Source organism: Phormidium yuhuli AB48, assembly GCF_023983615.1.
Taxonomy (GTDB): Bacteria; Cyanobacteriota; Cyanobacteriia; order Cyanobacteriales; family Geitlerinemataceae; genus Sodalinema; species Sodalinema yuhuli.
This window is the reverse complement of sequence record NZ_CP098611.1, coordinates 3400396-3423139: the sequence shown is the minus strand read 5'-3', so window position 1 is coordinate 3423139 and position 22744 is coordinate 3400396. Positions and strand designations below refer to the sequence as shown.

At 52.0% G+C, this 22744-nt stretch carries 16 protein-coding genes; 7 read left to right on the top strand and 9 right to left on the bottom strand.

What is annotated here, in order from left to right:
* Positions 1–40 precede the first annotated feature (40 nt).
* Together surE and NEA10_RS14680 are read left to right on the top strand one after the other, a co-directional pair.
* The gene (gene surE, locus NEA10_RS14685; protein ID WP_252661764.1) at positions 41–832 is read left to right on the top strand and encodes a 5'/3'-nucleotidase SurE; all 792 of its coding nucleotides are present in this window, start codon (positions 41–43) and stop codon (positions 830–832) included.
* Positions 808–2463, top strand: a complete 1656-nt coding sequence (locus NEA10_RS14680; RefSeq protein WP_252661762.1) for a cation:proton antiporter — start codon at positions 808–810, stop codon at positions 2461–2463. Before surE ends, NEA10_RS14680 begins: the two co-directional genes overlap by 25 nt.
* 53 nt (positions 2464–2516) lie before the next feature.
* On the opposite strand, the gene NEA10_RS14675 is transcribed toward NEA10_RS14680, so the two are convergent.
* Together NEA10_RS14675 and NEA10_RS14670 are read right to left on the bottom strand one after the other, a co-directional pair.
* On the bottom strand, positions 2517–3197 hold the full coding sequence (locus NEA10_RS14675; RefSeq protein ID WP_445164651.1) for a potassium channel family protein: 681 nt from the start codon (positions 3195–3197) through the stop codon (positions 2517–2519).
* Positions 3198–3209: 12 nt separating this feature from the next.
* Positions 3210–3821 carry an HD domain-containing protein gene (locus tag NEA10_RS14670; protein WP_252661760.1) on the bottom strand — a complete coding sequence of 204 codons (612 nt, stop codon included), beginning with the start codon at positions 3819–3821 and terminating at the stop codon, positions 3210–3212.
* A gap of 30 nt (positions 3822–3851) precedes the next feature.
* On the opposite strand from NEA10_RS14670, the gene NEA10_RS14665 reads away from it, so the two are divergent.
* From NEA10_RS14665 to NEA10_RS14655, 3 genes are all read left to right on the top strand, one after another.
* Positions 3852–4211 carry a helix-turn-helix domain-containing protein gene (locus tag NEA10_RS14665; protein WP_252661758.1) on the top strand — a complete coding sequence of 120 codons (360 nt, stop codon included), beginning with the start codon at positions 3852–3854 and terminating at the stop codon, positions 4209–4211.
* Positions 4212–4307: 96 nt separating this feature from the next.
* Positions 4308–5759, top strand: a complete 1452-nt coding sequence (locus tag NEA10_RS14660) for a BCD family MFS transporter (RefSeq protein WP_252661756.1) — start codon at positions 4308–4310, stop codon at positions 5757–5759.
* A 51-nt stretch (positions 5760–5810) separates the two neighbouring features.
* Positions 5811–7262 carry a BCD family MFS transporter gene (locus tag NEA10_RS14655; protein WP_252661754.1) on the top strand — a complete coding sequence of 484 codons (1452 nt, stop codon included), beginning with the start codon at positions 5811–5813 and terminating at the stop codon, positions 7260–7262.
* Positions 7263–7268: 6 nt separating this feature from the next.
* Here the strand turns inward: NEA10_RS14655 and NEA10_RS14650 are convergent, their stop codons facing one another.
* The 3 genes from NEA10_RS14650 to NEA10_RS14640 form a co-directional block, all read right to left on the bottom strand.
* On the bottom strand, positions 7269–13160 hold the full coding sequence (locus NEA10_RS14650) for a trifunctional serine/threonine-protein kinase/ATP-binding protein/sensor histidine kinase (RefSeq protein WP_252661752.1): 5892 nt from the start codon (positions 13158–13160) through the stop codon (positions 7269–7271).
* A 262-nt stretch (positions 13161–13422) separates the two neighbouring features.
* On the bottom strand, positions 13423–15924 hold the full coding sequence (gene ppsA / locus NEA10_RS14645) for a phosphoenolpyruvate synthase (protein ID WP_252661749.1): 2502 nt from the start codon (positions 15922–15924) through the stop codon (positions 13423–13425).
* A gap of 339 nt (positions 15925–16263) precedes the next feature.
* Positions 16264–16491, bottom strand: coding sequence for a Calvin cycle protein CP12 (locus tag NEA10_RS14640; protein ID WP_252661747.1), 228 nt, complete (start codon positions 16489–16491; stop codon positions 16264–16266).
* 467 nt (positions 16492–16958) lie between these two features.
* Here NEA10_RS14640 and NEA10_RS14635 point away from each other — a divergent pair, with 467 nt between their 5' ends.
* Together NEA10_RS14635 and NEA10_RS14630 are read left to right on the top strand one after the other, a co-directional pair.
* The gene (locus NEA10_RS14635) at positions 16959–18188 is read left to right on the top strand and encodes an FIST signal transduction protein (protein WP_252661745.1); all 1230 of its coding nucleotides are present in this window, start codon (positions 16959–16961) and stop codon (positions 18186–18188) included.
* Between the two features lie 149 nt (positions 18189–18337).
* A complete protein-coding gene (locus tag NEA10_RS14630) occupies positions 18338–18724 on the top strand; it encodes a hypothetical protein (RefSeq protein ID WP_252661743.1) in 387 nt (128 codons plus the stop codon).
* Positions 18725–18970: 246 nt separating this feature from the next.
* On the opposite strand, the gene NEA10_RS14625 is transcribed toward NEA10_RS14630, so the two are convergent.
* The 4 genes from NEA10_RS14625 to NEA10_RS14610 form a co-directional block, all read right to left on the bottom strand.
* Complete coding sequence (locus tag NEA10_RS14625; RefSeq protein WP_252661741.1) at positions 18971–19198, bottom strand: DUF4327 family protein; 228 nt, start codon at positions 19196–19198, stop codon at positions 18971–18973.
* Between the two features lie 342 nt (positions 19199–19540).
* Positions 19541–21133, bottom strand: a complete 1593-nt coding sequence (locus NEA10_RS14620; protein WP_252661739.1) for a glycoside hydrolase family 3 N-terminal domain-containing protein — start codon at positions 21131–21133, stop codon at positions 19541–19543.
* Positions 21134–21223: 90 nt separating this feature from the next.
* On the bottom strand, positions 21224–21451 hold the full coding sequence (locus tag NEA10_RS14615; RefSeq protein ID WP_252661737.1) for a hypothetical protein: 228 nt from the start codon (positions 21449–21451) through the stop codon (positions 21224–21226).
* 36 nt (positions 21452–21487) lie between these two features.
* Positions 21488–22717, bottom strand: a complete 1230-nt coding sequence (locus tag NEA10_RS14610; RefSeq protein WP_252661735.1) for a molybdopterin molybdotransferase MoeA — start codon at positions 22715–22717, stop codon at positions 21488–21490.
* Positions 22718–22744 lie beyond the last annotated feature (27 nt).

Genomic DNA, 22744 nt, shown 5'->3' with positions numbered 1-22744 from the left:
TTCCCCTATTCCCTGTTCCTTGTTCCCTGTTCCCTCCCCTATGAAACTTCTAATTGGTAACGACGACGGTATTCTCGCCCAGGGGGTGCAAGCCTTAGCGAATGCCTTAGCCGAAGCCGGCCATGACGTAACCGTCGTTTGCCCGGATCGAGAGCGTTCCGCCACCGGCCATAGTCTAACGATGCACCAACCCATCCGGGCCGAACCCGTGGGCGATCGCTTTCACCCCAGCATCGCCGCCTGGGCCTGTTCCGGCACTCCCTCCGACTGCATTAAATTAGCCCTGAGTGCCTTAGTAGACAGTCCCCCCGATTTTGTCTTAGCCGGTATCAACCATGGGGCGAATGTCGGCACTGATATCATCTATTCTGGAACTGTCTCCGCTGCTCTAGAGGGATATATTGAGGGGATTCCCAGTGTGGCCTTCAGTTTAGCTAGTTTCACTTCCCGAGATTTCCAGCCGGGGGTGGAGTTCGCCTTGCGGTTGATGGCCCAGTTGGGCGATCGCCGTCCCCCACATCCCCTACTGTTGAATGTCAACATTCCCCCCGTCACGGGCGATCGCATCGCCGGAGTCACCCTGGCCCGCCAAGGGGTTCGTCGTTATACCGATGTCTTTCAAAAACGAGTCGATCCTCGGGGGAAAACCTATTATTGGTTAGCCGGAGAAGTTTTAGAAGAGTTAGATGATGAACCTGACAAAACCGACATTCCCATTGATGGCCTTGCGGTGAGTCAGAACTATATTACAATCACCCCCCTCCAATCGAAGCTCATTTGTCAGCCCATGTTAAATCAGATGCAAGGATGGGAGTGGCTGAAGCAAGTTTAGTGCTGTTAACCCTCTATTCTCAAACTCTAGCAGAACCAGTTCCTGAGTCCGTCGAAGAAGCCCTAACGGCTAACTCCAATCAGGTGACGGGGTTGGTGGGGGCTTCGATTATCCTATTGCTGGTTGCCACAGCCGTTGCCCTAATTACTCGCCGCTTTCGCATTCCCTATGTGGTGGGGTTAGTATTGGGGGGATTGTTGATTACCCCACAAGCCTTACCGGCTGAGATTGGCTTAAACCCCGATGTCATTCTCAATCTGTTTCTGCCGATTCTCATTTTTGAAGCGGCGATTAATACCGACATTAGCCGTCTGCGAAGTACCATTAAACCCATTCTGTTATTAGCTGGGCCAGGGGTTGTTCTGGCAGCCGCCATTACCACAATCTTTTTACGTTTTGGGCTCGGGGTGGTCTGGATTACCGCCTCGGCGATCGGGGTGATTTTAACGATTACCGATACCGTCTCAGTGATTGGGGCATTTAAAACCGTTAAAGTTCCCGGACGTTTAATTACCATTGTTGAGGGCGAAAGTCTCTTTAATGATGGGATTGCCCTAGTTCTCTTGACAATGATTAGTACCATCCATCGCCAAGGTTCCTTTACCCTCCTTGAAGGATTTGAACAGCTTTCAATCGCCTTAGTCGGTGGAACCCTTCTTGGTTTAGGATTAGGTTACCTCTGCGTGGGACTGCTCAAACAACTCAATGATGCCTTAAGTAACACCCTCTTAACCGTTGCCATTTCCTTAGGAACCTTTCAAATTGGGCAAGTTTTGGGAGTATCGAGTGCGATCGCCGTTGTGATTGCCGGCTTAGTCATTGGCAATTCTGGCTTTAACACCATTTCCGCATCCATTAAAGTTACCCTCTTAAATTTTTGGGAATACGCCGGATTTGGGGTCAACACCTTTATTTTTTTATTAGTCGGTTTAGAACTCGATCCAAGGATGTTATGGGAAACGCTCCCCAGTGCCATGCTCGCCATTTTAGGCTATCAAGTTGGGCGAGTGTTTTCGATTTACCCCCTACTCTATCTAGTTCGCTTCTTTGATAGACCCTTACCCTTAAAATGGCAGCATGTTTTGATATTTGGCAATGTCAAAGGGTCTCTATCCATGGCTTTAGCATTAAGTTTACCCTTCACCTTACCGGGGCGAGAAAATATCATCACCTTAATTTTTAGCACGGTCTTAGTGTCCCTAATTGGTCAAGGATTGAGCCTTCCTTGGTTAGTCAAGCAACTCAACCTAAACCCACCCTCCCCCGCTGCCGAAAAACTCGAAACCCTACAACTAACTCTCATTGCCTCGAAAGCGGCCCAACAAGAACTCAACAGTTTATTTGAATCAGGCAGTTTACCCAAATCCCTCTACGAAGAACTCTTCGCCAATTATCAAGCCCGAATTGCCACCGCCGAGCGAGAACTACGCCATTTCTACAATCAACGAATGGTTCATGGCGACCAACCCCTCGAACCCGGTGGCTATTTAGACGGCCTACGTCGTCGTTTATACCTCGCAGAAAAAGGAGCCATTAACGACGCCGTCCGCAAAGGCTTACTCTCCAACGAACGAGCCAATCCCTACATCGACACCCTCAACCAAAAACTCATGTCCCTCCAAGACGACTAATCCCCCCTCCTCCCCTCTTCCCTCTGTGTCCTCTGTGACTCCGTGGTTCCCCCTTAAGAACATAAGCCCAAAAAATCAATCACATCCCGAACCAAATCCGGCTTCGTGACTGCCAAAATCTTAGAACCACTTTCGAGGACGGTACTCCCATTGGGAATAATCAAGTCCTCATGAGCATGGGCCTGATAGCCAATAATCAACGTCCCCTCCGGAAACCGCTCATCCTGAGCAATTTCCGCCACCGTATGACCAACAATATAGCAATCCTGAGGGAGAGAGAGTTTTAACACTTCCACCTGTCCCTGTTCAAAGTGCATCATCGCATCCACTTGGGGATATTCAATGGCATTAATGATGCGATTGATAGCCAATTGCGTGGTACTAATGATATGGCTGGCTCCAGCGAGTTGATAGGGTTCAGCGAAATCGCGATCGCTCATCCGTACAATAATTTGAGAGACCCCATAATGCTTCGAGAGGGTAACAAACGCCAAATTTAGGGCATCTTCCCGCAAGGCCCCAATCACCGCATCAGCTTTACGAATCCCCGCTTCAATCAGGGTGGTGGTATTGACAGCACTGCCTTCAAAGGCCATCACGCCAATTTTCTCCCGGGCATATTGACAAGCTAAAGGGTCCGGGTCAACAATGGCGATGGTATGCCCGATATTCAGCAAGGTATTGGCCAGGGCTAACCCAGTCATCCCCGCTCCACCGATTAAGATATACATCATTCAATGCTCGTCCTAGGGGGATGGGTGGGGAGTTGGCCCGTCTTGGCTTTGGGGAATGGAAGCGGCGAGGCGTTCCAACTCCTGCACAACTCGCTCCAACTCGGCGACAATGGGGCGATTGTCCACGGATTTTAGGGTATCTACCACGGCGCGATAGTACCATAAACTGCCCGCTCGCCCCCCAGTGAACCGCTGCCAAATTTCGTCACCGACGCAGCGGCAATCTTTGAGAATGGAGCGAGCATTATAGAGTTTATCGGCCGCTGAGACGAGACGGACAGAGGGGGAGGCGGTGCGCAGATGGCTAATATAGGCCTGCTTGCGTTCTCGCCAGGGGGGTTTAGGCTGAGTGACTGCATCGGTACAGCCTTCAACAATCTCGGCGACATTATCCCCGAAGCGGCGGCGAATCTCCAGGGCGATGGGTCGGCCGCCACAGTCTTCGATGGCATCATGGAGTAGGGCGGCGATCGCCTCATCTTCTGTGGCCCCATATTCTAAGGCCTCACTGGTAACCCCCAGCAGATGGGCGATATAGGGAACTCCAGAGCCTTTGCGAACCTGTTGCTGATGGAGTTCTGTCGCCCAGAGGAGGGCCTCGGTAAATCGTTGTGATAGCACCATCGCCAAGCTATGAACAGGAACAGTTCCATTTTGCCATTGAAACCCATCCAGTCTTCATCAGATTATGAAGCCATGCTCTGCGAAATTGATCGACTGATGGAGATTGAGGAATCTCAATTGAGCGATGACGAAGCCTCAATGCTAGAGTTACTGGCAATTTTAATTGAGGATTATGAGCGGAAAACTTACCCGATGCCAAATACCGCAACTCCCCATGATGTTTTAGATGAGTTAGTGGCCGCTCACCAACTCCGTCAGAAGGATTTGTTAGACATTTTTGGCTCTAAAGGCATTGCTTCCGAGGTGTTTAACCGGAAGCGTGGCATTAGCAAAACCCAAGCCAAGGCCCTGGGAGAGCGATTTAAGGTGTCACCCAGTGTTTTTTTGTAGTGACCGTCCTGCCCTGACCATAAAACCTCTGGGGTGCGGGTTCCAAAATCCATTAAACTGAAGACTACGCCCTCGCAGACCATTTTGATAGGCTCTATGGACACCCGCGATCGCCCCATCACCGACTTGACCACCCAACCTCTACCTCGCATCGGCCTCCTAACCATGTTTCGTCTGGGCCTGTTCCAGATGGGACTGGGGATGATGTCCTTGCTCACCCTCGGAATCGTTAACCGTATCGCCATTGATGAACTGAGAGTGCCGGCTCTCATCGCCACTGGGGCCATTGCCATGGAACGGCTCGTGTCCCCGGCTCGTGTCTTTTTCGGGCAACTCTCGGACTCTAAACCCCTCTTTGGGCGACATCGCAGCGGCTATGTCTGGATTGGGGCGGTACTCTTCACCAGTCTCTCCTTCGTTACCATACAGGTTCTCTGGCAACTGGGTCTGAGTTTGCAAACCCATGGCATGACCCCCCCTACCTATGGCTGGGCCGCCTTGTTTGCGGGCTGTTTTATGCTCTATGGCCTTTCCATCAGTGCCAGTTCCACCCCCTTCGCGGCGATGCTGGTGGATATCTCCGATGAAGACCATCGCTCTAAACTCATTGGTGTCGTCTGGTCTATGCTCATGGTGGGTATCATTGCTGGGGCGATTATTGGCTCCACTCTACTCGATCAACCCGAAAATGGGGCTGAAGCCGTCCGCAATCTGGAACAGGTGGATATCCCGGCCCTGAGCCGCACCGTGAATCGTGTTTTTATTATCGTTCCGGCGATTGTTCTGAGTCTCTGTTTCCTGGCCACCGTCGGTATCGAAGAGAAATACTCCCGCTATAGCCAACGCTCGATGGTGGCTAACTCCGAGGAACGGGTGACCCTGAAAACTGCCTTTCGTGTCCTCACCGCCAGCCGTCAAACGGGGTTTTTCTTTAGCTTCCTCCTCCTGCTGACGATTAGCCTCTTTATGCACGAGGTGGTGATTGAACCCTATGGCGGGCAAGTCTTTGGTATGAGTATCGCCGAAACTACCCAACTCAACGTCTTTTTCGGCATTGGAACCCTGGCAGGCATTTCCGGGACAGGATTCCTCTTGGTTCCTCGTCTAGGGAAGGAACGCACCACTCAATATGGTTGTATCGGGGCCTCGATCTTTGCCCTGTTCTTTATTATTGCTGGAGTGGGCGAGAATGTGGACTTACTGCGATCGGCGTTCCTGTTCTATGGAGTCTGTGCCGGAACCCTCACCGCCGGGGCTACCAGTCTCATGCTGGATTTAACGGTGGCGGAAACGGCGGGAACGTTTATCGGGGCTTGGGGATTGGCTCAAGCCATGGCCCGGGGGATTTCCACTATTGTCAGTGGTAGCGTGTTGAACCTGGGAACTTGGGCGTTTGAGTCACCCCTATTCGCTTATGGTTTGGTCTTTTTGCTGCAATGTCTGGGACTGCTCCTGGCATTACTTCTCTTAAAACGGATTAACATTAAGGAGTTCCAGGCCAGCACCCAAAATGCCGTCAGTCGTGTGATGGAAGGGGAGTTGGAGTAGCCTAGTTAAAGGGTGGTGCTTAGGCTTCCCCTGCTCCTGTTGACAGGCTCTATGAAAAATTCCCCCGCCACTCACCCTGACCTAACATCACCTCCCCTGCCTCGTCTTAACATTTTGACGATGTTTCGCCTGGGTCTATTCCAGCTCGGACTGGGGATGATGTCCTTGCTCACCCTAGCTATCATCAATCGGATTGCCATTGACGAGTTGAGAGTTCCCGCCCTCATCGCCACCGGGGCCATTGCGATGAAACGGTTTATGTCCCCAGCTCGGGTCTTCTTCGGCCAACTCTCAGACTCAAAACCCATCTTTGGCAAACATCGCAGTGGCTATATCTGGATTGGTACAGTTCTCTTCACCAGTCTTTCCTTCCTCACTGTCCAGGTTCTCTGGCAACTGGGTTTGAGTTTGCAAACTTACGGTATGACTGGAACTACCTACGGCTGGGCGGCTCTGTTTACGGGCTGTTTTATGCTCTATGGTCTCTGCGTCGATGCTAGTTCCATCCCCTTCGCAGCCCTGTTGGTGGATATTTCTGATGAAGACCATCGCTCTAAACTCATTGGCGTTGTGGGGTCGATGCTGATGCTAGGCACGATTACGGGGGCAGTGATTAGCTCAAGCCTTCTCAGCGGACCTGACACTGGAGTGCAAGCCATTGAAAATCTGGAACAGGTGGATATTCTGAGCCTCAGCTACATGGTGAACCGTGTCTTTATCGTTATTCCGGCGATGGTTCTGGGTCTATGTTTTCTCGCTACGGTCGGTATTGAAAAGAAATACTCCCGCTATCATCAACGCTCTAGGGTAGCTCAGACTGAGGAGCGTGTTACTCTGAGTACGGCTCTTCGCGTTCTTACCGCAAGTCGTCAAACAGGGGTCTTTTTTAGCGTCCTCTTTCTGCTCACTATTAGCCTCTTTATGTATGATGTGGTGATTGAACCCTATGGTGGGGAAGTCTTGGACATGAGCATCGCCGCCACTACTCAATTAAATATCTTTCTCAGTGTTGGAATTATGGTGGGGATCGCTACAACAGGGTTTCTTCTGGTTCCCCGTCTGGGGAAAAAACGCATCAGCCAATATGGCTGTCTCGGGGCTTTGGTCTGTGTGTTACTGTTCATTGTTGCTGGAGTGGGCCAGTGGGTGGAATTATTGCAAGTGGCCTTCCTTTTTTATGGCCTCTTTGCCGGAACCCTCATCGCTGGGGTCAGCAGTCTCATGTTGGATTTGACGGTGGCAGAAACGGCGGGAACTTTTGTCGGTGCCTGGGGGCTGGCTAAAGCGATGGCCCGAGGCGTTTCTGCTCTCATCAGTGGTGGGGCGTTAAACTTGGGAACCTGGATGTTTGAGTCACCCCTATGGGCTTATGGCTCGGTATTTTTTCTACAGGCGTTGGGACTGCTGCTAGCCTTAGTGTTGTTAAAACGAATTAATATCAAGGAGTTCCAAGCTAGCACCCAAAATGCGGTCACTCGTAGTTTGGACGGGGAGTTAGGTTAGCAGCGTTTATTCAATGGGGATTTCAATAACAAACTCTGTCCCTTCACCTAAGGTTGACCGACAACTCAACCGGCCCTGGTGTTTCTCAACTACAATTTGATGGGAAATTGACAGACCCAACCCGGTTCCTTTGCCCACTGCTTTGGTGGTGAACAGATGGTTGAAAATATTGTTTTGCACGTCCTCGGGCATTCCTGGACCATTATCACGAATACGAATAATGACCCAGTCGGAGTCCGTTTCGTCGTCTTCTTCGTTAGAAACGTAGGTCTGTATTAGTTCGGTGCTAATGGTAATTTGATTGGGGTTCTGCTCAATTTCCTCAAAGGTTAAGCCAACATTGGCTTCGTCGAAGGCATCAATGGCATTGGCAATAATGTTCATAAAGACTTGGTTAAGTTGACCGGCATAACATTCAATTTCGGGTAAGTCTCCATAGTCTTTGACAATTTGAATACTGGGACGCACTTGGGTGAATTTTAAGCGCGGTTTAAGAATCATGAGGGTGCTATCAATGCCTTCATGGATGTTAACGGGAACTTTTGCGGAAGTATCGGCTCGGGAGAAGGTGCGTAGCGAACGACTAATTTGGCGAATACGTTCTGTGCCGACACTCATGGAACTGAGGATTTGGGGCAGGTCTTTGAGGATAAATTCTAGGTCAATCTCTTCAATTTCCGCTTCAATGTCTTCTCCGGGATCGGGGAAGGTTTCTTGATAGAGTTCTAATAGGCCCAGGAGGTCTTCAATATAGCCAGCGGCGTGACTGAGATTGGCATCGACAAACCCAACGGGATTATTAATTTCATGGGCGACTCCAGCGACCAGTTGACCAAGGGTCGCCATTTTTTCACTTTGCACCAGTTGCAGTTGCGCTTCTTGCAGTTCTTCTAAGGAATCTCGTAGTTGCTGGGCCCGATCGCGCTCCCGAATTTCTGACTGTTTAAGGTTTTCATAAAGCCGGGCATTTTCTAGGGCGATCGCCGCTTGGGCACAGAGTAACATCAAGACATCTAGGCGATCGCGGGTAAAGGCCCCAGCGGTGAGATTATTTTCCAGATATAACAGGCCAATTAACTTCCCTTTCCCCTGAATTGGGGCGCAGAGGAGAGATTTGGGTTGAAACTGCTGGATATAGAGGTCGTTGACAAATGCGGACTCGGCGGTGGCATCATTGAGAACCACACTCTCATTGGTCCGGGCTACATAGTGAATAGCGGAGCGGGGTAAACTGTCACAGACTTCAAGGGCAATTCCCGGTCGTAACCCTTCCTTGATGGGGCGATTATCATCCTCAGACCCCTCCCCAGCTTCCTCATCACTGTCTTCGTCGAGATCCCCTACGGTTTGTACAATCTCTAAGGTCAGTTGGCCCATACGATCGAGGATAATTGCACCCCGGGTAGCACCGGCATTGGCGATCGCCAACTTCATCAATTTCCCCAACAGGCGATCGAGAACAATCTCCCCAGATAGAGAGCGGGCCGCTTTCATCACGGTAGTCACATCCAACACCGCCGCCCGCGATCGCGTATAGTCCAAACTCATATTGACGCGATGATTGAAGGAGTCGGCGTCCTCCTGATCCTGTAAGGCTAAGGTCGTTACCGACAGCAATGAGCCATAGGTTTGAGTCAACTGTCCCACTTTATAACGGGCCCCCCAGCGTTGGTAGGCGGTATACGCCTCCGCCAGATACACCCGGGCAATCTTCGGTTTCTGCCGTTGGAGCCAAAACTGAGCCGCCAACTCATGAGCCAAGGTCATCCCATAAGGACAATGGCTCTCCAAGGCTCTTTCAATGGCTTGATCATAGGCATCGATCGCCTCTCTATCATTGCTCTGCAAGCGGTGGCGCTCTCCCTTAATCATCGCGGCCAAACTGGCAAAGGTCTCAGGACAGTCCTGACTCCAGCGCTCCAACTCCGCTTCAACGGTTAGAAATGGCTCAGGAAGCGGCTCACCGACCTGAGTTAACGCACTCCAGCATAGAGCCATAACTGAACGACCCAGGGCCCAAGTCAGGGGATTCACGTCTCCAGGGGTGATCACTCCGGCCCCCTTTGGGACTGCTCTGGTCGGAGTGATCACCCCCTGCAATCGAGTTAAAGCCAGCTCATACTCCCGTTCCAAATACAAGATCCAGGCCCGATGAATTTCAGTAGAGGCCCAAACCCGTCGCTGACCTGGAGCCAGTTGTCCCACAGCCATTGCGTCAGGGGTCATCTCCTCTGCCGCCAAACCGAGGCGTAAATATTGCAGGGGTAGTTGCAAGGCCTTGAGGGCATCTATGGCCCAATGATGTTGATACTTGCGACACCATTCCAGGGCTTGAGCAATATCCCCAGCTAGGATATTTAAGGCTTTGCCCCCATAAAACTCTAGATACAACCGTTCTACAATAATCACCCCGAGGGCTAGCCAATCCCCCACCCCTCGGCTATGATGCTCTGCTGCATCTAAAAGGGATAGGCTTTTAGGAATCCCATAGAGTCGAGGATAGACCTGACTCGCCAGTAGTAACTCACTCCACGCGAGATAGGAATTTGGCTGGCTCAGTTCTGAATTGAGATCTCTAGACGGGGAAAATTCAGCCCATTGCGCCATCTCCTGAGTGGGTCCCTCTAGATTCGAGGCAGTTTGGGAGGGGGGCCGCCAGGCGGCCAGGGCCGTAACCCAGGTTTGCGCTTGGTCATGATGCCCCTGATTGAGCAGAATGACCGTATAGGCGGCTGCGGCTAGGGGAGTTGCCGGACTTGAACCGAGTTGTTGCGATCGCCCTAACAGCCGTTGCACAATCTCCTGACAACAGACACTGTGGGGGGCATAGGTGAGATAGAAGGTCAGGGTTTGACCTAAGAGCTGATCCAAGGCCGAGACCTCCTGAGCCGGGGGTTGGTTCAGCTGCTCAGGAGACCAATGGGGGAATGGGTCCATCTCAGGGGAGGGGGCTGAGGTCAGGGAGGGCAGTTGCGGGGTCAGTTCCAAGCGTTCCAGGGCCTGACGGGCCAACTCGTCGGCGGCTTCAACCTCACCCCGTAGGCTCAACCCCGCCAGAGCTAGGCTATCTAATTCCGTAGCTAGGCTATCCTGAGGCTGCTGCTGATAAAGAATGTTCAATAAGTCTTGGCTGCGATCGAGATTCCCTTGAAGAAGGTTAGCCCGCGCTCGCTCTAAATGCAGATTAAAGGACAATTGCGGCGTAGTTGACCAGGCTCCTTTCCCTAAGGCTTCAATTCCTGCCAAACTATAGGCGATCGCCCCCGTATAATCTCTCTTCAGTCGAGCCTGTTTGGCGGCGAGGTGGTTAAGTTGGGCCCGTTGAAGGGTCTCCTCCCGTTCAGCGATCGCCCCTTGACCTAGATTCCAGTGATAGACAATCTCAAAAATATCACCGGGTGACATGGCGACAGGAACAGTTTCAGCAGAAGAGGATGAAGCCCTGGGACCCTGTTGGGCCCGCTGCAACAGTCGTTTGCCAATTTCTAAATGTAACTTGGCCGTGTCGTTGGAAATGGTCGGAGCGCCCTCTGGGTTCGTCAGAGCAACGGTCTGAGTCATCCGGTAGGCCGCTTGCTGAACTTGTTCATGTAGAAATTGATATTGTCGCAGTAATAGGAGCTCTTGGGGGGTACTCGGATAGGTTCTTGATAGGCTCAGCGCCCCCCTCTGGTCTGAGTCCTTGGCTCGGGGCTGGACCAAACCTTCAACTAACGCCGGAATTAAGTTCTGAAATAACTCCTCGGGAGAGCCGTTAATTAAATCGGCAATTAGATCCAAATCAAACTCCATCCCAACCACCGCACCCAGATGCAGTATATATTGAGTTTGTGGCGGTAGGGTTTTAAATTGATCGAGCAGAAATTCTAAGACATTATCGGTAATATCCTGGGCTTTGATACGCTCAATATCCCATTGCCAACTCATGGATTCGTCATCGAACCGTAACAATTGTTCGCGATCGAGAGTTTTGAGAAATTCTCGTACGAAGAAGGGGTTCCCGTTGGTTTTTTGGCTAATCAGCGCCGCTAGGGGCATGACGGCTTTGAGACTATTTTGCAGGGTATCGGCCACCAGAGCGGCAATGGCTTCGAGTTCCAAGCCTTGCAAGTGAAGTTGTCCAACCGGACAGCCCTGCTCTTGGAGTCGCGCTTGAAGTGAGAGAATTGAATTGAGCGCAAAGGGGGAAGAGGTGGGAGGATGGCCTGCCGATTGAGGTAGCAGATGGGTTTGATTATCCCGATAGGCGGCAATGATCAGGAAGGATTGGGATTTGGGATCGCTCAATAGGGTTTCAATCAGAGCTAGGCTGTCTAAATCAGCCCATTGCAGATTATCCAAAAAGACGACAAAAGGCTGATGACTATGAGCAAAGACTTGCAGAAGTTTTTGTAGCGGTTCTGGGGAACTGATCAGCGACTCGCGGTTCCCGCAGGCTTCGCGATCGCCCAGGGGATGTTCCTGGATCTGCAAATTGGGGGGTAAGTTGGGTCCGAGTACCAATTGCAATTCTGGAATCAGAGCCAGTAAATCTCTAAGCTCTTTATAATCCCTTGGGGTTGGCTGAGATTGCCCCTGGGGTAGCAAGACCTGCTGGAGGCGATCGCGCCATTGGGCCAAGGAAGTTTCTGTTTCCGTCAACAGTTGACGGATAAGTTCACTCAAGGCGCTAATCCAGCCCCGATAGGCGATGATTCCTCCTGAGGCTCGTTCCACTGTAGCCAGAGTCTCAGGGCCAGGGGGGGAACTGTCCCGGTGCGAACGCTCAAAGGTTCCGGTAACAAAATAGCCACAATGCCGGGTCAGAGGTTTATAACTTTCCGCCACCAGAGCCGTTTTACCAATTCCCGACTCTCCCCTGATAAAAATAGCCGAGGTGGCGCTAGTTCCGGTTAAAGGGGTTGACCCCCCTGAGTTGGCTTGGGGAATGGCACCAATGGCGTCAAAGGCGCGATGGAGTTGTTCAAGTTGCTGATCGCGCCCGTAAATGGTTTGAGGAATGCGAAATTTATTGACAACATCATTTTCACCGGGGATCACATCCTCAATCGTTCCCGTGGCTTCCAACTGCATTAAACACAGCACCAAATCCGTTTGAATTCCCCAAGCACTTTGATAGCGTTCATCGGCAGTCTTGGCCAGAAGTTTCAGCAGAATCCCGGACAGGGCCGTGGGAATACTGGGATCAATCTCATGGGGTGGAGTCGGAGTTTGAGCAATATGACAATGGACCAACTCCATGGTGTCGGTGCTGTCAAAGGGTAAGCGTCCTAACAATAGTTCATAAAATGTCACCCCCAGGGAATAAAAGTCACTACGGTAGTCCAGGGAACAATTCATGCGTCCCGTTTGTTCCGGGGACATATAAGGTAGGGTACCTTCTAAGATCTTGGGATTGGGGAGAACCGTATAGGGCGGGGTGACTTGACTGGAAATGCCAAAATCAATCACCTTGATGCAGTTAAGCTCAGGATTGTAAAGAAGATTGGCGGGGTTGATATCCTTATGAATGATGTTAGCCCCATGAATTTGTCCGAGGATTTCCACGATTTGGATGGCCAAATCCAAAAACTCGGGCAAAGGTAAGCGATGGGAGGGACGTTGAGCCAAATAATGCTTCAAAGACAGTCCGCCAAAATCCTCTAAGACAATCGCAAGGGTACTCTGATAGGTTTCCAGAGCCAAGGCCCGCACAACCCCATCCAGGTCAAGGTGTTGGGTGATGTGATATTCCTGGTGATAGCGGGCAATTTCCGTGGCTGTGGCGCGATCGCTCTTGAGGATTTTCAGAATGACTGGCAATCCATCCCGTTCGCGTTGTCCTTGGTAGACTAAGGAGTTCACGCTTTCGTAGATGGGTGAACTAAGCTGATAACCGGGAAGAAGAATGCTCAGCACAGTTGACAGTTTACCGTTGATAGTTAACAAATTTCGAGACCGGTTGAGGGGCATTAACCCTCAGAGGTAGATGTTGAGGGGCAAAGATGGGCAAGCCGGAAGGGTCTCGCAAATCAAGGAGGATAGTTCCTATTTTGACGCACTCTGGGGCAAGCGCGATCGCGCCGAGGTCAAAATACGGTAAAAAGTCCCCAATGTTGTCATTGGGGACTCGTATCAGTCTGAGTTTAGGAGGAGTCCCCTCGCCTCAGACGGGGTGGGTTTAAGAGCGGCCGGACTCAAACTCGGCAATGTCGAGAATGGTTTTGAGAACCGAGTCAGGGTTCAAGCTAATCGAGTCAATCCCTTGTTCGACCAGGAAGCGGGCAAACTCGGGATAGTCACTCGGGGCTTGACCACAGATGCCAATCTTACGATTGTTGGCTTTAGCCCGTTCAATGACCATCCGCACCATGGTTTTCACCCCTTCGTTGCGTTCATCGAAGATGTGAGCCACCAAGCCAGAGTCACGGTCTAAGCCGAGGGTCAACTGGGTCAAATCGTTGGAGCCGATGGAGAAGCCATCAAAGACTTTACTGTACTCGTCGGCCAGAATCACGTTGCTGGGAATCTCGCACATGACATAGACTTCCAAGCCATTTTCCCCCCGTTTGAGACCATATTTTTCCATTTCCGCCAGAACTTTGCGGCCTTCTTCCGGGGTGCGGCAGAAGGGAATCATGGGGATCACGTTCGTCAAGCCCATGTCATCGCGAACCCGTTTCAAGGCTTTGCATTCCAAGCCATAGGCAGGGGCATAGTTGGGATCGTAGTAGCGAGAGGCACCACGCCAGCCAATCATCGGGTTTTCTTCGTAGGGTTCAAACTGCCGTCCTCCGAGCAAGTTGGCATATTCGTTGCTCTTGAAGTCGGACATCCGCACCACCACGGGTTTGGGATAGAAGGCGGCGGCGATGGTGCCGATGCCGTAGGCCAGTTTATCGACGAAGAATTGGGATTTATCCTCGTACTCGGCCGTCAAGGCGGCGATTTCCCGTTTGACGGCGGCATCTTCGAGTTCGTCGAAGTGCAGCAGGGCCAAGGGGTGAGCTTTAATGTGGTTGGCGATGATGAATTCGAAGCGAGCCAAGCCAACGCCGTCACAGGGAATGGCGGAGAGGCCAAAGGCTTCTTCGGGGTTACCCACGTTCATCAAGATTTTGGTCTGGGTGCTGGGGAGGTTATCTAAGACGGTTTCCTCAATCTCGAAGGGAACCAAGCCGGCATAGACTTTTCCTTCTTCCCCTTCACTACAGGAGACGGTCACCTCTTCCCCGGTTTTCAAGACACCAGTGGCGTTGCCACAGCCGACAATGGCGGGGATGCCCATTTCTCGGGCAATAATAGCCGCGTGGCAGGTGCGACCCCCTTGGTTGGTGACGATCGCACTGGCTTTCTTCATAATCGGCTCCCAGTCGGGGTCCGTTTTGTTGGTGATCAGCACATCGCCAGGTTCAAATTCGTCAATTTGCTGCACGTCACGAATCACCCGGGCTAATCCTTGGCCGATGGCTTCACCCACGGCTCGTCCGGTGACGCGAATCTCGCTGCTGCCTTGGAGGCGATAGTGTTTGAGGACGTTGCCGGATTTCTGAGATTGGACGGTTTCCGGGCGAGCTTGGACGATAAACATTTCCCCGGTTTGTCCATCTTTGGCCCATTCAATGTCCATGGGGGTGTATTGGCCCCGGACTTCGCTGTAATGGTCTTCGATGATGGCGGCCCATTTGGCTAGGGTGAGGACTTCATCATCGGTGATGGCGAATTTGAGACGTTCGGGTTCGGCAACGGGGACGTTTTTGGTCAGTTTGCCGCCGCCAACGTCATAGACCATTTTGATTTCTTTGCTGCCGAGGCGTTTTTCCAGAATTGGACGGAACCCTTGTTTAAGGGTGGGTTTAAAGACGAAGTATTCGTCGGGGTTGACGGCACCTTGAACCACATTTTCACCTAAGCCATAGGCGGCGGTAATTAGCGCCGCATCTTTGAACCCGGTTTCTGTGTCGATGGAGAACATGACCCCGGATGAGGCTAGGTCAGACCGGACCATTTTTTGCACCCCAACGGAAAGGGCAACTTCAAAGTGATCAAAGCCCTTGATGGTGCGATAGGAGATGGCGCGATCGGTGAAAATGGAGGCGAAGCAGCGGTGACAGGCTTCGAGGACTGATTTGGCGCCATGAACGTTGAGATAGGTTTCTTGCTGTCCGGCAAAGCTGGCATCGGGCAAGTCTTCGGCGGTGGCACTCGATCGCACGGCAACGTCGGTGTCGTAGCTGTATTCTTTACAGGCTTGGCGATATTCGGGATCGAAGCGTTCACAGAATTCGGTGTCGGCTCCATAGCGTTCGCAAAGCTTGAAGTAGGCGGTGGCGATCGCCACTTCCAGTTCTTTGGGGAAGGGGGTATTCAAAACCAAGGCGCGGGCTTGTTTGCCGCGATCGCGCAGGTTTTTTAAATTCTCCACATCCAGGTCAGAAAACAGTTTCCGCAGCTTGCTTTCCAGTCCGGCTTGTTTGACAAAATAGCGATAGGCATAGGCGGTTGTGGCAAAGCCCGTCGGGACGGTTACCCCTTTGGCGGACAGTTGTTGAATCATCTCCCCTAGGGAGGCGTTTTTACCTCCGACGAGGGGAACATCAGCGATTCCAACATCTTCAAACCATAAAACAAGGCTTTCGGTCTTGGAGGTTCCAGAGGTCGATTGAGGTGCGCTAGTAACCATAATTATCCATCCCGCGTGGCTAAGCTTCATTCATTATCCTATCGAGGTCACTGCCGGAAAGGACAACTTTTTAATGATTATTTATAATTGGTTTTTTAGGGCTTATAGTAAAGCTAGTTGAAGGGATAAAAAGATTATTAAAATAATGATTCATTTCTAGAGATAAGGCGTATAATGTAGGGGCTTGTTGTTTTTAGAATTTCCCTGGGCTTGCTCTCGGAGCTACGGATGGCTGAATCAGCCCGAAACTGGGGATCTCACCCTGGGGCCCAAGAAAAGGCAGTGAAGGAAACCCCTTCACTGCCTAGCTGACAAGCGTTGGTTTGGTGGGTATTGTCTCTAGTCGTCGTATACTCGGCATTCTGCCGCGTCGGGGTTGTTGTCGCAGTAGGTCTCGAAAGAGGTTTTTTGAGGCTGGTTCTTCTTGTGAGAGGCTTCTGCTTGTAACTCCTCCACAGCATCCCAGGCGGCAGCACATTCTTTAGAATTGGCTCCGCTGGTGTCACAGGCGTCACGTGCAGCTTGGCGCTCTTGCTCGATTTGGGTTTGGATGTCGTTGTTGCTCATAATCTCGTTCGTTTGGATAGTTACCTGTTCTTAGTTTAGACATCTTCTAGGATTTAGGTTCCCCTAGCTCTGAGACAATGTCTAAATTGGTCGATGATGGGCGTCTGTTTTAGGCAGGGGCATTACGGCCGAACCTAGGGCGATCGCCCCCTCAGGGCTGACTCTAGCGCCCAAGGTCTCACGAGATTGTCTCTCGTGAACAGTCACCGGCTCGATCTTAACAAGAAAGTCAAACCCGAAGTCGAGATCCGGGTTGGTCTCTGGGAAAGGATCATCGGCACACCGCCGCCTTCCGGCTGAGACTCCCGGATTCTGACGTGCGTTCGGGTCGCTTCTTGATAGGATCACTGATACCGGACAATCGGGCAAACGAGCCAAAACCCTATCGTTATTTTTAGATTTGCCACCGATCGCCCTGAGTTTCGAACATCTGTCCTGTTCCCTCTATCCTTGGGATAGAAACACCTATGGAGTGGGTTAATTCCCTATCAACTCGTCCGTCTCTGGAAGCTGCCATCTCTGATGTGGTCGATCAGGCCCTGGCCGCTCTGACACAGCCGCCTGATGTGGGATTGATATTCATCTCCTCAGCCTTTGCCAGTGATTATCCCCGTGTGTTGCCCCTGTTGCGGGAGCGACTCCCGGATCTGCCCCTGATCGGCTGTGGTGGGGGAGGAGTCATCGGTACCCCTGAGACGGGGGGAGAGTCCATTGAAACAGTGGAAATTGAGGGGGATATTGGCCTAAGCCTCACCCTCGCTCACCTTCCTGGGGTCAAAATTCAGGAGTTTTATCTCTCCCTAGAGGATTTACCGGATCTCGATAGTCCTCCTGATCGCTGGGTGGAGACGTTGGGGGTGAATCCAGAGGAGGATCCCCAATTGATTCTCCTGGCTGATCCGATGATGACGGGTATTACTGATTGTCTTCAGGGCCTGGATTATGCCTATCCCAAGGCGCCTAAAGTCGGAGGACTCTCCAGTGGTGCTGTGCTCAATGGCGGGAGTTTATTTTGTGGCGATCGCACCCTGAGCCAGGGAGTGGTCGGCTTGGCCCTATCCGGCAATATCCAACTCGATACGATTGTGGCCCAGGGATGTCGTCCTATTGGGAAACCCTATCGAGTGGCCTCGGGGGAACGGAATATTATTATGACTCTGGATGATTTGGGACAAACGGAAACGGCCCGGCCGCCTCTGGAACTGTTGCGGGAGTTGATTACTCAATTGAGTCAGAGCGATCGCGAGTTGGCCCAACAGTCCTTATTTATCGGCGTGGTGCGTGATGAGTTTACCCAACAACTCCAAGCGGGAGATTTTCTGATTCGTAATCTCGTTGGGGTCGATCCTCAGGCCGGGGCGATCGCGATTGGCGATCGTGTGCGCCCGGGACAGCGGATTCAATTTCATCTACGGGACGGCCAAACCTCTGCTGACGACCTTGAAACCCTCTTACAACGCTACGCACAGTCCCCTGATGCCCCTAGCCGACCCTTTGGGGCCTTGATGTTTGCCTGTCTCGGGCGGGGGCGGGGCCTCTATGGCCAGCCGAATTTTGATTCTCAGTTGTTCCACCGCTATCTGCCCCATCTTCCCCTGAGTGGTTTCTTCTGCAATGGGGAAATTGGCCCCGTAGGGGGGTCAACCTTTTTGCATGGCTATACCTCAGTCTTTGGTATTTGTCGTCCCCGTTCCTAGAGCAGGAGAGGCGGAGCGCAGCCAGCAAATTGGCAACTGGGACCCCAATTTAAACGGGAATCGGGAGCTTAGGGGCGCTTTTTGCCCGATCACTCGTCACTTTTGTTAACATACAGTCAACGTCCTAGCTCTTTACCGGTCAAAGTCCTATGAACCCTGACACCTTGATGCAATCCTTACAAACCAGTTTCCGCGCTACGGTGGGCGCAGCCTCGACGGCCCTTGAGAGTTTGCAAGATGCTCAGAAACGGGAAGAAAACCTCCAGGCCCTACAAAACCAGGATTGGGAAGCCCTAGTACAGCAGTTGGCAGAAAAAGGAGAACTCACCGAACTCGAAGCACGTCGCTTTGTGGACGAAATCCTAGGAGCATCATCGACGGATGCGCCTCAGACTGTTGATGTCAGCGGTGATGCTGATGTCAAGGAGGACGAACCTGCAACGGAAGAAGAGTTAGAACAACTCTCAGAAATGGTGGCAAAACTACGCCAGGAGTTGGAACAACTGCGTCGCCCTAAATCTGACTCTGAGTATTAAAGATATCTCGGGGGTAGCCCCACGCCTGCAACATGACAGGCTTGGCCAAAAGCCCCCCGATGGTGAGCCGTTCTCTGACAGCTCATCATTAGGGTTTAATTGGGTATTGTGCCATTGGGGCCTGACCCAAATCACTCGGGAGAACCTGGGGAAAAAATCACAAAATGGTAGCAAGGACTACTTCCCCATCTCCCGAGCCTTGTTTAAATGGTCATGGAAACGACAAGGCTATAGGGGAGTTGCCATCTAGTCGTTTTTCCAGGTCTCTGGGCCGACTAGGTCGCCGATGCGATCGCGGAGTAGGTAGTCGTGCTTCTCCAGTTCGATTTCAACGGAAGACCAATGGCGAGCCGGGATATGAACGCAGAGGGTGTAGATGGGCTGCTGCCGGCTAACAGATCCCTTTTGCACCAAGTGGCGAGCTTCCTCTTCGATGGTTTCAATACTGTACCGGGTCGTTGTGGTGAGAGTCATAATATATCCCTGTGATGAGTGCGTGAATTGAACTGTAAATAGATAGGGGAGCCGAGTTGAGTTGGCTTGTAAGCCATAAAGCTCGGTGTATATCTAAGTTTGAGTTGGGGTGTACCAACGGGATCCGGACAATGGATGTCAGAAGCTGTAATCTTCTATACAAACATTTGAGGATCCTTGAGGTAGGGACAACTCAATTATACTCAAGTCTAATGAATTTTCATTAAGTTGGGCATTGTCTTAGAGTGTGACGGCTCCGAGATCGTTGAAAATGGCTGTCCTTTGCGCCATCCTAACAGATCCGAACCTAGGGAGTCCGTACACAGCCCAAACTCAGCGAACCTAGGCTAGAGGAGTCAGAGATGACCAGTCTAGCCGTAAATCAGGGAATAACTGATGGAGAGCGATCTCTTGGGCTGCCGCCATTTGTCCAAAGGAAAAGGCATAAGGAACAGATGTAGGGATTTGGCGCAAGAATCGTTTGAGACTATATGGACTACCATAAATGGCGATCGCCCTCAAGTCGCCATCTCTTAATAATTTGTTAAGCCATTCTTCAGCTAAGTTTGCCAGAGCGGCACTGCTTCCAAAGGGGTTGCCGCGAATAAAAACTTGCACCATTGTCGGCTGGGAAAGCATCGCCGAACTGGGCTGGCGATCGCCATGCAGATCGAGCAAATTGGGCTGATATCCCTGCTGTTTGGGGATAGCGATGGCGGGAGAGTGGTGGTCCAGATAGCGGCTACGCAACCAATCGTCCACAATAACTAGGTTATACCCCTGTTTGACGGCAGCGACCGGTCCGGGGCGAGCCTGGCCCGACTGCTGAAGAATGCGATCGCCCAAGGCCTGGGCATCACGAGAGGCAACTTGGGCTAAATCCGACCAGGGGGAGGCTGTGGAAAGCTTCAACTTTTCTTTAGCTTTGGCAATTCGTTGCACCGATTCGAGGATGCGATCGCGGTGAATTCGCCCCGACTGCACCGCCTCACAGACGGCCTCAATCCCCCCAGGCAAATCGTCAGGCATCAACACAATATCGTTACCCGCCTCCACCGCTAACACCGCCGCTTCTCGGGCATCATACTGATTGGCGATCGCCCCCATCACCAAGGCATCCGTCACCACCAATCCCTCAAAGCCCAATTTCCCCCGCAACTGCTGCCGCAACACCTCAGGAGAGAGCGTCACCGGGGCCTGAGCATCCCAGAGGGGAACCTGCACATGAGCCGTCATCACCGCATCCACCCCGGCGGCGATCGCCCCGCGAAAGGGTAATAACTCCACCTCATCCAGGCGTTGAGCATCATGGGGCAATCGGGGCAACTGCCAATGGGAATCCACACTCGTATCCCCATGGCCCGGAAAATGTTTCGCCGTCGTCAACACCGGCTGCGTCTGAGTTCCCTCAATAAACGCCGTTGCCAAAGCCGTCACAATTTCAGGATTGTCACTAAACGATCGCACATTAATCACCGGATTCTCGGGATTATTATTCACATCCACCACCGGGGCCAGAATCCAGTTCAACCCCGCCGCCACCGCTTCCGCAGCCAACCCTTGCCCCATCTCCCGGGCCAACCCTTCCGCCTCCGGCAAATTCTCCCGGGCGATTTCCCCCAAGGCCATCGGCGGCGGAAACCAGGTAGCTCCCGTAAAGCGTTGCCCCACCCCCTCCTCAATATCAGCACAGAGGAGCAGGGGAATCTCCGCCCAACCTTGCAATTGCTCTGTTCTCAGTCGCAACTCACTAACACTCCCATCAATGAGCAACACCCCACCAATGCCCCAATCTTCCAGCCAATGCCGTAAACGCTCCCGAGTGGGTTCCCAGGCCGGATAGCGAATTTGCGAATCAAACAGATGTCCCGAGGCCCGAACCACAAACATCTGGGCCACAAGACGACGTAGAGATAAGTCCGAGGGATTAAACATTGGTCATGAATAAATAATAGATAAATGTGATGAGTTCAATGCAGATTACATCCGTTGCCGTAGGGGCGAAAAATCCCCTCCTCACTCCGTTTAATCCTCCTCTTGTGACAAATCAGTGACACCCTGTTGGAAGGCAAACAGAGCTAAGTCCTCTTCATCCTCCCGCGTCCAGACATCGCTATCATCAACAAAATTTATCTCACGATCCATTTGTTGTTTCGCGAGTCCATTCAAAATAAGCGTTGCTAACTGTAACCGTTCGGTTGGAGGCAGACTGGAAATAATATCTGTGTAGATGTTTTCAACCTTATTTGCCATCGGATCTCCTTGTTGTTGCAGTATGTTGTGAATCGTTCAGAAACTTAGCAGCAGCAGAGACAGCCGTTCCCCCGCCGCAATTCCAGGACTGCCCACCGGAATTACTGCACAGGCATTAGTTTGGGCTAAATTCACCAAATTTCCCGAACTAAAACTGCCCCCAGCACAATTAAAGTAGAAACGGCCCTCGTGAATTTTCACCTGTCCCCAAATATAAGTTTCTCGACTGGGGGCAGCCGGTAACGCCAACTCCGTAATCGCTTCAACAAATTGCGGTTGCCAACCCTGACTCAACCCCGAGAGTTTCAGCAAGGCCGGTTGAACAAATCGCCAGGCCGTCACTAAAGCTGACACCGGATTTCCCGGTAAACCAAAATAGAGCGATCGCAACTTAGCAAAACGGGCCATCGTCAGAGGTTTCCCCGGTTTAATCGCCACCGACTGCACCAACACCTCGCCCCCCAACTCCTGTAAAATCCCCTCAATATAGTCATAATCCCCCACCGAGACTCCGCCCGTCGACAGCACCACATCCCCCCATTGCAGAGCCTCGCGGATGTTTTGACGCAGCACCTGAGGCTCATCAGCCACAATTCCCAACCGCAAGGCCTCAATCCCCAACTGCTCTAAAAATGCTGCCAGAGCATATTGATTGGAATCAACAATTTGTCCCGGTTTCAGAGGCTGCTCCGGAGCCACCAACTCACTCCCCGTCGAGAGAATCGCCACCCGAGGTTGACGAATCACCTTAATCAGATTACATTGAGCCGCCGCCAACACGGCAATCTCCGCCGCTCCCAGGCGAATCCCTGGATTGAGAAGAGGGGTTCCGGCTTGGTAAAAGCGGCCGCGATGACGGACAAATTCTCCCAGGGCCTTGGGGGATTTTAGGACTTGAACGCGATCGCCCTCCCGGATCGTATTCTCCTGCATCACAATCGTATCAGCACCTGAGGGAACCATGGCCCCGGTAAAAATCCGAGCCGCTTGTCCCGATTGTAGAGTTTTCTCGGGAGGCTGGCCCGCTGCAATCTCTTCAATCACTTCTAAGGCTTGAGGATTATCCTCTGCACAGTCTGCCACATCCTCAAACCGTACCGCATAGCCATCCATGGCGGAGTTATCCCAATGGGGAAAATCCAGTTGACTCTTGACGGCTGTCGCCAAAATACGCCCCGTGGCGTCGGGAAGGTGAACCCCCTCGACCTCCGTTAAGGGGGCTACGGCAGCTAAAATGATACGTTCGGCGTCGGCAACAGATAACATAAAGAGTTTCAGAGTTGAGACTGTACA